Raw genomic sequence first — 10,969 nt, forward strand, 5'->3', positions numbered from 1 at the left:
CGGGCCTCGTCGCCCCGGGTGAAGCGTTCGAAGACGTTGGGCTGCAAGGCGGCCGGGATGCCGGGGCCGTCGTCGATGACGGACAGGGTGACGACATCGGTGCGCGTTGGATCGGTGGTGCTTCCCCGATGCAGGGCGGTAGTCACCCGGGTGCCGGGCGGAGTGTGGGCGCGGGCATTGCCGAGCAGGTTGACCAGCACCTGGTGCAGCCGCGCCCGATCGCCGGGCACTTCGATCGGTTCCTCGGGCAGGTCCAGGCCCCAGACCTGATCGGGGGCGGCCGCCCGCGCGTCGCTGACGGCGTCGATGGCCAGGAGGGTCAGGTCGACCGGATCGTGATCGAGGGGGCGTCCGGCGTCGAGGCGGGCCAGCAGCAACAAGTCTTCGACGAGGCCCTGCATCCGCAGCGACTCCGACTCGATCCGGCCCAACGCGTGGGTGACATTCGGCGGGACCGGCTCGCGCTCCTTGCGGGACAGCTCGGCATACCCTCGAATACTCGCCAGCGGGGTCCGCAGTTCGTGCGAGGCATCGGCGACGAATTGCCGCACCCGCGTCTCCGACTCCTGCCGGGCCCGCAGCGCACCGTCGACATTGTCCAGCATGCTGTTGAGGGCCAACCCGACCTGCCCGACCTCGGTGTTGGGATCGGTGTCGCTCGCCGGCACCCGCTCCGCCAAGGCGACCTCGCCCGATTCGAGCGAGCGCTGCGACACGGCCCGGGCCGTGCCCGCCACCCGGCTGAGGGGCTCGAGGTTGCGGCGCACGAGATAGGCGCCGCCGAGGGCGACGATGGCCAGGCCCATCAGGGTTGCGGCGGCGACGAGCCCGAGCAGCTGCTTGACGGTCTTGGTGATCGGCAGGGTCGGGATACCCGTGATGGCGGTGCCGGAGGACGTGGCGACGGCCATGACGCGGTAGGTGCCGGCGCTCGAGCCGAGGTCGACCGTCTCGGGTCCGCCGCCGGCCTTGACATCGGAGAGCCGCTCGACCTGTTCGGCGTCCAGAGTGATCTGATCCCCGTCGACATTGATCGCGGTATTGATCGGCGAGCCGCTGCGGGGGTCCGTGCGCACCTGGCCGTCGGCGTCCAGGACGAGGCTGAGCACGCCCGCACCGCCGCCGGGCAGGGGACCGCCGGGCCCGCCGCCACGCGAATGACTGTCGTCGTGATCGCCAAAGGTGGACCGGGCGACGGTCTGTTTGAGGTCCTGGTCGATCTGGCGCGCCAGGTAGTCCCTCGTGGCCAGCACGATCAAGGATCCGGTGCCGATGCTGACGGTCAAGAAGAGCGCCACCATCGACGCGACGAGTTTGGAGCGCAACGTCCAGTTGCGGGGGGAGGTGAGCGACGGCATACACGACTCACTCTGCGGGCTTGAGGACATAGCCCACGCCACGCATGGTGTGGATCATCGGTGCCCGGCCGGCGTCGATCTTCTTGCGCAAGTAGGAGATATAGAGCTCGACGACATTGGCCTGCCCGCCGAAGTCGTAGTTCCAGACGCGGTCGAGGATCTGTGCCTTGGACAGCACCCGCTTGGGATTGCGCATCAGATAGCGCAGCAGCTCGAACTCGGTGGCGGTTAGGTTGATCTCCATGCCCGCCCGGGTGACCTCATGGCTGTCCTCGTCCATCGTCAGGTCGCCGACGACGAGCACCGAGGAGGATTCGTCGGCGACGACCGCGGTGCGGCGCATCAGGGCCCGCAGCCGCGCGACGACCTCTTCGAGGGAGAAGGGCTTGGTGACATAGTCGTCGCCGCCCGCGGTCAGGCCGGCGACCCGGTCCTCGACGGCGTCCTTGGCAGTTAGAAAGAGCACCGGGACGTTCGCGTCGTCGGCGCGCATCCGGCGCAGCACCTCCATGCCGTCGAAGTCGGGCAACATCATGTCGAGCACGACGGCGTCGGGCTGGAAGTCGCGAGCCGCCTTGACCGCCGCGGTGCCGGTGCCGGCCGCGCGGACCTCCCAGCCCTCATAGCGCAGCGCCATCGAGAGCAGTTCGGTGAGATTGGCCTCGTCGTCGACGACGAGCACCCGCACCGGGGTGCCGTCGAGGCGCTGCAGCTTCTGGGTGGCCGGCTGTGTCATGCCTCCAGTGTCTCCCGCCAACGCTGGGTATGTCGTGGCTCACCCCTGTGGGAACACTATGGGTTTCCTGTGTGCTGCGCCGGCTCTCGCCGAGTCGACGTGGAGCCGCCGGGTCGCGCCGTGGCCGGAGTCAGCGAACGGCCCCCACCCCATGGTGGAGACCGTTCGCTTTCTTTCCTCAGGCGCCGAGGCGCTCCTTGAGACCGTCGAGTTCGGCCTGTAGCGGGGCGGGAAGCTTGTCGCCGAACTTGGCGAACCACTCCTCGATCAGCGGCAGCTCCTTGAGCCAGTCCTCCGTGTTGACCGCGATGGCCTTGGCGACCTGCTCGTCGGTCATGTTCAGGCCGGTGGTGTCGATGGCGCCCGGCGCCGGGACCAGCCCGACCGGGGTCTCGACCGCATCCGCGTCACCGTCGAGGCGCTCGACGACCCACTTCAGGACGCGGCTGTTGTCGCCGAAGCCCGGCCACAGCCAGGTGCCGTCCTCGTCCTTGCGGAACCAGTTGACCTGGAAGATCCGCGGCAGCTTGCTCGCGTCGGCCTGCTTGCCGATCTCCAGCCAGTGGTTCATGTAGTCGCCGGCGTGGTAGCCGATGAACGGCAGCATCGCCATCGGGTCGCGGCGCACGACGCCGACCGCTCCGGTCGCGGCGGCGGTCGTCTCCGAGGAGAGCGTGGCGCCGACGAAGGTGCCGTGGGTCCAGTCGCGCGATTCGTAGACCAGCGGGACGGTCGTGGCGCGGCGGCCACCGAAGAGGATCGCGTCGATCGGGACACCGTCGGGGTTGTCGTATTCGGGCGCGATCATCGGGCACTGCTTCGCCGGGGTGGTGAAGCGGCTGTTCGGATGGCTGGAGACGACATCGGACTCGGGCGTCCAGTCGTTGCCCTTCCAGTCGATCAGGTGCTCGGGCTTGTCCGGGGTCATGCCCTCCCACCACACATCGCCGTCGTCGGTGCGGGCGACATTGGTGAAGATCGAGTTGCCCTTCTCGATGGTGCGCATGGCCATCGGGTTGGTGTTCATGCCGGTGCCGGGGGCGACGCCGAACAGACCGAACTCGGGGTTGACGGCATACAGCCGGCCGTCGGGGCCGAAGCGCATCCAGGCGATGTCGTCGCCGATCATCTCGGCCTTCCAGCCCTCGATCGTCGGCTCGAGCATCGCGAGGTTGGTCTTGCCGCACTGGCTCGGGAAGGCGCCGGCGACATAGTGGACCGAGCCCTTGGGGGAGGTCAGCTTGAGGATGAGCATGTGCTCGGCCATCCAGCCGTCGTCGCGGGCCATGGCCGAGGCGATGCGCAGAGCGTAGCACTTCTTGCCCAGCAGGGCGTTGCCGCCGTAGCCACTGCCATACGACCAGATCTCGCGGGTCTCGGGGAAGTGGGCGATGTACTTGGTGTCATTGCACGGCCACGGGACATCCTTCTCACCGTCCGCGAGCGGTGCGCCGACGGAGTGCAGGCCCTTGACGAAGTCGGCGTCCAACTCCTCCATCTTCGCCAGCACCTCGGAGCCGATGCGGGCCATGATCTTCATGTTCGTCACGACATAGGCGGAGTCGGTGATCTCGACGCCGAACATCGGGACGGTCGCGTCCAGGTGACCCATGACGAAGGGGATGACATACATCGTCCGGCCCTTCATGCAGCCCTTGTAGAGCTCGGTCATGGTGGCCTTCAGCTCGGCCGGGTCGATCCAGTTGTTGGTCGGGCCGGCGTCCTCCTCCTTCTCGGACGCGATATAGGTGCGGTCCTCGACACGGGCGACATCGCTCGGGTCGCTGGCACACCAGTAGGAGTTGGGCTTCTTCTCGTCGTTGAGCTTGACGAAGGTGCCGGAGGCGACGAGCTCCTGGTTGAGGCCGTCGATCTCCTCGTCGGTGCCGGTGATCCAGACGACCTTGTCGGGGGTCGTCAGGGCGGCCACCTCGTCGACCCACGCCTGCAAGGCGGTATTGGTCGTTCCGGTGCTGTCAGTCATGTGCTTCCTCCGTCCGGTGGGCCCCCAAGGCCCCAGTGCTTCGCGCCCGCGCGACCGGTTGGCAGCGCTGCTGACAGGCGCGACAACTGCTTCCGACAACGCTATCGGCCTCGTCCAGGGGGGCTTCTCGTGAAAGCCTTTTCAAACCTGTGGAACTACTCACAGGCGTTGGGTATGCCGCCCGCTCACCTCCTCGTGTTGCACCAGGTGGTGCCGCGTGGCCGGGTGACGACGACGGCCGTCTGGCCGGATCGCCTACGGTTGAGGCCATGACGTCCCGGCCCGGCGACGGCCCGGCACCGGCTCGGCCGGTCCGCCCGCGGTGGCTGCAGCCGCCTACGTGGCGCGGCGAGGCGCCGACCGAGCCGCTGCCGGTCCGCGCGTCCCTGCGGCGCACTCCCTATCGCAATCCGCGCGTGCGCCGGACTCAGGAGGAGCGGGTCGCGATGGACCTGGCCCTCAACGTGGGCGAGGTATTGCTGCGTTGCGGGGCGAGCGCGGCGCAGACCCACACCAGCGTGGTCGCGGTGTCGCTTGCCGCCGGGCTGGAACGAATCGACGTCGACATCACCCTCCAGTCCTTGCTGATGCAGGTGCAGACCGCCGACGGGGAGGTGGCGACGCGGCTGCGCGTCGTCGGCCCGCCGCGCTGGGACTTCGGGCGTCTCGCCGCGGTCCACGCACTCGTCGATGACCTTGTCTCGGGAGAGGTGACCGTCGCCCAGGCGGTCGAGCGCATGCAGGAGATCCACCGCGCCCCACGGACCTGGTCATCGTGGGTCGTCGCTCTCGCCACCGGACTCCTTGCGGCGGGTGTCGCGGTGGTGCTCGGGGCCGGGGTGCTCGCCGCGGTGCTCTGCATCGGCTCGGCGATCCTCGTCGACCGCCTCGTCGGCACCTTGTCCGGGCTCCGCATCCCGGACTTCTATGCCTCCGCCGCAGGCGGTTTCGTCGCGACCGCGATCGCCTATGGCGCCTACGCGCTGGGCTATGTGGCGTTTTGGTCGATCACCCCGGCGGACTTCGCCGCGATGGTTGCCGGCGGCATCATCGCGCTGTTGCCCGCGCGCTCGATCGCCTCGGCGATGGAAGATGTCGTGACCGGATATCCGGTGACCGGCACCTCGCGGATCTTCTCGGTCCTTTTTCACACCCTGGGCCTGATCATCGGGGTGGGCTCGGCCTTGCCGTTCAGTGTGTGGGTCGCCACGCGCGCCGGTCAGTCGGTCGCGCCGCCCGCGGTGGAGCGGCTGGCCTCGACCACCGTGGGCTTGCCGGTCGCGCTTGCCGGTGCCGCAGCGATCGGGATCTTCGGTGCCATCACGATGCAGAGCCGCCGGCGCTACGTGCTGCCGGCGGGCGGCCTCACCGTGGTCGGCGTTCTGGTGACGCGCCTGCTCACCAGTGATGTCGGGGTCGGACGGGTCACGGCCGTGGGGCTGACGGCGATCATCATCGGCTTCCTCGCGCGCGTGGTGGCATTGCGTATGGGTGCGCCCGCGCTGGTCCTCGCCGTGCCCGGGTCCTTCGGCCTGCTGCCGGGACTGGCGATCTTCGTCGGCCTCTACCGGCTGCTGGTGACGGCGGGCGGTGACCTCAGCGGCAGTCTGACGATCCAGGTCGGTGCCCAGGAACTCATCTCCGCGGTCGGTGTCCTGATCGCGATCGCGACCGGCAACACCCTCGGTGACCTGCTCGCCTCGCCGCTCGACCACCGTGCGTCGATGCGGCGCACCGAGGCCCCCGACGGGGCTGGCGAGCGGGGGTAGTGTCCCTATGCTCCTTGTCGAGCGGCGAGGATGGTTGGGGTGGGGTTCGGTAGGCTCGTGGTTGCGGAGCATGGCGTGGCAGCTCGAGGTGAGACACCTCGGCGGTCCCCCGCAGCTGCTTGCAATTGAATCGACGGTGCCAGAACGATGCTGGGATGAGATTCGAACAGCCCACGGTCGAGCTGCTCCTGGAGGCCGCGCACATGTCGACAGTGGCAGGGGTAGGTATGAGGCCCGCCGAGATCGAGACGGAGATCGCATCCGGGCGCCTACAACCGAAGTGGTCCCAGGTCGCCATCGACGAGGACGAGTCACTCGTTGGACGTGCCCTTTGGTGGGGTCGAGACGCTCAGGTCCCGCTGGCCCTCGACGTCTGGGATGCGCGCCGCGACCATCCCGACACCGAGAGGATCCTCATCGAACTCCTGGCACATGGTCATGCCGCGCTGGGATCCGACGGCGTAGACATCCCGCTGCCGCACACGATGCGTATCCCCACCACCTGGCGCGACATCGAGGCGGTTCACTTCGATGTCGCTGTCAAGACGAACGCCGCAGCCGCTGCGGGCCTCGTTCGGGTCAACGAACGTCGCCAGTTCCAATGGGATCAACGCGCCCGAGCTACAAGGGGTGCGCACCGCCTCCGCTTCGAGACGGCGGACGACGACGCGTTCCTTGACCTATTTGCGCGGGCCACCCGCGGCTCACTGGATGTCATGACCCGACGCGAGCTGGCTACGGCCACCGCCGAAACGGTGGCCGTTGACGAGGTCGCTTACTACCGGTCCTGTCCCGGCGACCGCGGCTGGTGGCGTGTTGCGTACGACAGTCGCGGCAACGTGGTCGGCATGGCGATCCCGTCCGCCACGCCGACCAGCCGCAATATCGGTTACCTCGCGGTCCTTCCCGAGCACCGGGGGCATGGGTACGTTGATGATCTTCTGGCGTACATCACTGACTTCCACATGGGTGATGGGGCATCCCGGATCACCGCCACCACCGACGCCGTGAACACGCCGATGATCGAAGCTTTCAAGCGAGCCGGATATCAATGCGTCGAGACGCGTATCGACCTCGAACGCTAGGCACGTTGTCTGCCCCAGAACGCGGATGCCGGTATCCGGTGGGCGCGCGGCGAAGGGGCTCCAGCCTGCGCGTCGGTGATGTTGTCGGCCCTGCGGACTGCCTTCTTTCAGTGGGGGCTGCGGGCGTTGACCCGGCCGACTCTCACCAGAGCTGGGCAGTCTTACAGCGCCTTGGCGCGATGCTCGGGCGGCTGGTCGTCTTCGCCCGTGCGGCGGGTGAAGAAGCTGACCGCGCCGTCGGCCTCCAGCACCGCCAGGTCGATCTCCTCGAGGTCACGGATCCCGTGTTCGCGGGCGGCGGCCAGCAGGTTGGCCATCGAGACCCGCTCGGCTCGCATGGCCGTCTCGTCCGGCCGGCCGTCCTGAAGGAGGATCGTCGGCTCCCCCTCGATGATCTTGTCGGCGCCGGGGAAGCGCCACGTCAGCACGGACAATCCGACCGCCAAGAGGGTCACGAGGCCGATTGCGACGAGGGCGCTGACGAGGGAGTAGTCCTCCTGGAGGATGCCCTGGGTGACCACGCCGCCGAGAACGATGATCGTCACCAGGTCGAACGCGTCCATCTGGGCCACCTGCCGTTTGCCGGCCACCCGCAGCACGAGCCACAGGGCGAGGAAGATGACGACGGTGCGGAGAATCAGTTGCATGTCGATCGCCGCCTAAGGCCAGAAGACGGTGTGGAAGGTGACGGTAGCGGCATCGCGATCCCCGTCCAGCACCGTCAGGTGATAGTCGTCGCTCGAATAGCCCTGGTTGGGGCCGGTGCGGGCATCGAGAGACACCTCGAGGCTGTCACCCACGGGCGGGTCGAATTCGTAGACCACCTGCCGGCCGTCGTTGGCTTCGGCGGACGGCACCGGGTACCAGTTCTGGAAGTCGAGCCGGTCGACGAAGGCCCGGTCGAGCCGGACGATGACGGGGTCGTCACCGAACCCGCCTGCCTTGGTCACCGTGAAGCTGAAGGGCGCCACGATGCTGGAGCGCGTGGCCTGCGGATAGTGGACTGTCAGTTCATAACCCGACCCGCTGGCCGTGCCGGTCGTCTCCCGCGGGCCGAATACGCCGAATGCGGCCGCCACGACCGGGATCGCGAAGAGCGCCAGCCCGATGCGGCGCATGTTGCGGGCGCGCGTCGCCTCCGACCCGGTCATCGCCTCAGGGAGGGTCTGGATCGCCACGCGGGCAGCCTAGGTCACCCGGCCCCGCGCGCCCCTGCGGAGCCCGGGGGCAAACTCAATTTCGCCCTGCCGGACCGAGCCGGTATCGTTATCCGTCGGTCGCCTCCGCGGCCGCTGCGCCCGTAGCTCAACGGATAGAGCATCTGACTACGGATCAGAAGGTTAGGGGTTCGAATCCCTTCGGGCGCGCTCGTGAATTCGCAGTTCACACAGTGGGATGCCCCGGCCGGATCGGCCGGGGCATCTGCATTCCCCCCCTCTGTCGGGGCTCGACCGGGGCCAGGCTTTCGTTGTGGGGCCTGGAAATAGACCGGCCCCAGAACGACAGGGCGGCCCGAGTCAGCGACAACCCGGCCCCAGAACGACAAGGCGGCCCGAGTCAGCGACAACCCGGGCCCGATACGTGCCGGCCCGACACGTGCCGGGCCGATTCGTGCCGCGGGGCACGCAGATCGCGTACGCGTCTCGGGTCAGGAGGTCGGCGAGGCGGTGCGCTGCTCATACGTCTGCACGTAGAACGACGCCAGTTCCGAGGTGTACGGGCCGGACGCGCCGCAGAGCAGCACCTCGCCGGAGCGGGAGGCGATCAGCACGCGGCCGGTGTTGAGCTGCGCCTGCTCCAGCGCGCGGTCGAGGTTCGCGCTCGAACTGGAGCTGATGACCACCCGCTCGGCGGGCCCGCCCCGGAACCAGTGATCGGCGACGAATGTCGCCGCGCCGTCGCTGATCCCCTCATAGGTCCCCGTCACGGCCGTCGTGGCCCGGTCGAGGGCGTCCTGGCTGACCGGTGCGCACGCATCGACCTCCTTGCTCGTAGCGGGGGAGATGGTGAGTTCGATCGCGGACAGCTGGGAGTCGTCGTCGCGAGCGAGCCACTCCCGGACGGAGGGGACGAGCAGTGCGAAGACGGCGAGCGCGGCGAGGCAGAAGGCGGTCAGGATCCATTTGCCGGACGTGTTCACCGCGCGGCTCTCGGGGCCGGGACGAGTGCTCATAACGCGGCCCAGCTTAGTCGGCACCGCGCGAGCCACGCCCCTTGACCGATGCGAGCGCGTCAGCCGGCCCGCTGGGTCTCGAGGAAGGCGGCGACGCGGTGGATGGCCTCGGTGAGCACCTCGGTGTCCGGGAGGGTCACGAGCCGGAAGTGGTCCGGCTCGAACCAGTTGAACCCCGTGCCGTGCGTGACCAGGATCTTCTTGGCGCGCAACAGGTCGATGACGAACTGCTGGTCGTCCTCGATCGGATAGACCTTCGGATCCAGCCGCGGGAAGCAATAGAGCGCGCCCTTGGGTTCGACACACGAGACGCCGGGGATGTCGTTGAGCAACTTGCTCGCCAGTTTGATCTGTTCGTAGAAGCGCCCGCCGGGCACGACGAGCTCCGTGATCGACTGGTAGCCCCCGAGCGCGGTCTGGATCGCATGCTGCGCAGGCACATTCGCGCACATGCGCATGTTCGCCAGCAGCGTCAGGCCCTCGAGGAAGTCGGTCGCCATGTGCTTCGGGCCGCTGACCATCACCCACCCGGCGCGATAACCGCATACCCGATACGCCTTGGACAGCCCGGAGAAGGTCAGGCAGAGCACGTCGTCGCCGCAGAAGGTCGCCGCGTGGTGGTGGACGGCGTCGTCGAAGATGATCTTCTCGTAGATCTCGTCCGCCATGACGACGAGGTCGTGCCGGCGAGCGATGTCGACCAGGCCGCGCACGATCCCCTCGCTGTAGACCGCGCCGGTCGGGTTGTTGGGGTTGATGATGACGATCGCGTGCGTGTTCTCCGTGATCTTGGACTCGATGTCCGCCAGATCGGGATTCCACTCGTTGTCCTCGTCGCAGCGATAGTGCACCGGTATGCCGCCCGCGAGGGTGACCGCTCCCGTCCAGAGCGGGTAGTCGGGCGCCGGGACGAGGATCTCGTTGCCGTCGTCGATGAACGCCGTCAAGACCATCGAAATCAGTTCGGAGACACCGTTTCCGATGAAGACGTCGTCGACGAGAGTGTCCTTGAACCCCTTGGACTGGTAGTACTGCGCCACCGCCGTGCGGGCGGAGTAGATGCCGCGAGAGTCGCTGTAGCCCTGCGCCTCGGGCAGGTTGTGGATCATGTCGGCGAGGATCGCCTCGGGTGCCTCGAAGCCGAAGGGGGCGGTATTGCCGATGTTGAGCTTGAGGATCTTGTGTCCCTCGGCCTCGAGCCGCTGGGCCTCGACGAGGATCGGCCCTCGCACGTCATAACGGACACCCTGCAGCTTGCGGCTCTGGACGATCGGCTTCATGCGGCGATTCTGCCTGCCGCCCTCCACCGGGGAGAAACCCATTTTGCTGCGCGTCCGGTCACACACCCACCAAGCGGGCGCTACAGGCCGGTCGTGGAGCGGGGATAGGCGGCGGCCGGGTCGGTCAGAACGTTCAGCAGGTATGGCGTGCCGCTGGCCAGGGCGCGATCGAGCGCCGGGCCGATGTCGCCGGGTCTGTCGACGAGTTCGCTCGCCCCGCCGAGAGCGCTCGCCACCTTGTCGTAGCGGGTCCCCGGGGCCAGGTCGGCGAGGATGTCGTAGCCGTAGAGCAGCTGCATCGGGCCCTTCTCCAGGCCCCACGCCGAGTTGTTGCCGACGACGATGACGACCGGCAGGTCGTGGCGCACGAGAGTGTCGAGATCCATCAGCGACATCCCCGCCGCGCCGTCACCGAGGAGCAACACGATCGGCGCGTCCGGGTCGGCCGCACGGGCACCGATCGCCGCGCCGAGACCGGCGCCGAGGCAGCCGAACGGGCCCGGGTCCAGCCAGCGTCCCGGACGGGCGGGTTGGACGAATCGCCCTGCCCAGGAAACGAAATCGCCGCCGTCGCCGATGACGAT

The 10,969-nt window shown here is 68.1% G+C and carries 10 protein-coding genes and 1 tRNA gene; 3 read left to right on the forward strand and 8 right to left on the reverse strand.

The window, feature by feature from the left end; translation table 11 throughout:
• From BN11_RS10755 to BN11_RS10765, 3 genes are all read right to left on the reverse strand, one after another.
• Window positions 1–1,358: histidine kinase dimerization/phospho-acceptor domain-containing protein (locus BN11_RS10755; RefSeq protein WP_048701248.1), on the reverse strand; the 1,358-nt coding region annotated here is incomplete at its 3' end.
• A 7-nt stretch (window positions 1,359–1,365) separates the two neighbouring features.
• Window positions 1,366–2,094: a response regulator transcription factor gene (locus BN11_RS10760; protein WP_048697504.1), complete on the reverse strand. Its 729-nt coding sequence runs from the start codon at window positions 2,092–2,094 to the stop codon at window positions 1,366–1,368.
• A 178-nt stretch (window positions 2,095–2,272) separates the two neighbouring features.
• Window positions 2,273–4,078, reverse strand: coding sequence for a phosphoenolpyruvate carboxykinase (GTP) (locus tag BN11_RS10765; RefSeq protein ID WP_048697506.1), 1,806 nt, complete (start codon window positions 4,076–4,078; stop codon window positions 2,273–2,275).
• A gap of 269 nt (window positions 4,079–4,347) precedes the next feature.
• On the opposite strand from BN11_RS10765, the gene BN11_RS10770 reads away from it, so the two are divergent.
• Both BN11_RS10770 and BN11_RS10775 read left to right on the forward strand, forming a co-directional pair.
• Window positions 4,348–5,847 (forward strand): threonine/serine exporter family protein, encoded by a 1,500-nt coding sequence (locus BN11_RS10770; RefSeq protein WP_048697509.1) that lies wholly within the window; start codon window positions 4,348–4,350, stop codon window positions 5,845–5,847.
• Window positions 5,848–5,966: 119 nt separating this feature from the next.
• Window positions 5,967–6,932 carry a GNAT family N-acetyltransferase gene (locus BN11_RS10775; protein ID WP_235435437.1) on the forward strand — a complete coding sequence of 322 codons (966 nt, stop codon included), beginning with the start codon at window positions 5,967–5,969 and terminating at the stop codon, window positions 6,930–6,932.
• A gap of 161 nt (window positions 6,933–7,093) precedes the next feature.
• Here BN11_RS10775 and BN11_RS10780 read toward each other — a convergent pair whose 3' ends face one another.
• Complete coding sequence (locus BN11_RS10780; protein WP_048697512.1) at window positions 7,094–7,579, reverse strand: DUF421 domain-containing protein; 486 nt, start codon at window positions 7,577–7,579, stop codon at window positions 7,094–7,096.
• 12 nt (window positions 7,580–7,591) lie between these two features.
• Window positions 7,592–8,110 (reverse strand): hypothetical protein, encoded by a 519-nt coding sequence (locus BN11_RS10785; RefSeq protein WP_048697515.1) that lies wholly within the window; start codon window positions 8,108–8,110, stop codon window positions 7,592–7,594.
• 116 nt (window positions 8,111–8,226) lie between these two features.
• Here BN11_RS10785 and BN11_RS10790 point away from each other — a divergent pair.
• A tRNA-Arg gene (locus BN11_RS10790) sits at window positions 8,227–8,299 on the forward strand.
• Between the two features lie 281 nt (window positions 8,300–8,580).
• On the opposite strand, the gene BN11_RS10795 is transcribed toward BN11_RS10790, so the two are convergent.
• The 3 genes from BN11_RS10795 to BN11_RS10805 form a co-directional block, all read right to left on the reverse strand.
• Window positions 8,581–9,105, reverse strand: a complete 525-nt coding sequence (locus BN11_RS10795; RefSeq protein ID WP_157044083.1) for a hypothetical protein — start codon at window positions 9,103–9,105, stop codon at window positions 8,581–8,583.
• A 59-nt stretch (window positions 9,106–9,164) separates the two neighbouring features.
• Window positions 9,165–10,385, reverse strand: coding sequence for a pyridoxal phosphate-dependent aminotransferase (locus BN11_RS10800; protein WP_048697519.1), 1,221 nt, complete (start codon window positions 10,383–10,385; stop codon window positions 9,165–9,167).
• Between the two features lie 80 nt (window positions 10,386–10,465).
• Window positions 10,466–10,969 (reverse strand): thiamine pyrophosphate-dependent enzyme (locus BN11_RS10805; RefSeq protein ID WP_048697521.1); only part of this gene is annotated, 504 nt, incomplete at its 5' end.

The organism is Nostocoides australiense Ben110, from assembly GCF_001050535.1.
In the GTDB taxonomy this organism is placed as follows: domain Bacteria; phylum Actinomycetota; class Actinomycetes; order Actinomycetales; family Dermatophilaceae; genus Nostocoides_A; species Nostocoides_A australiense.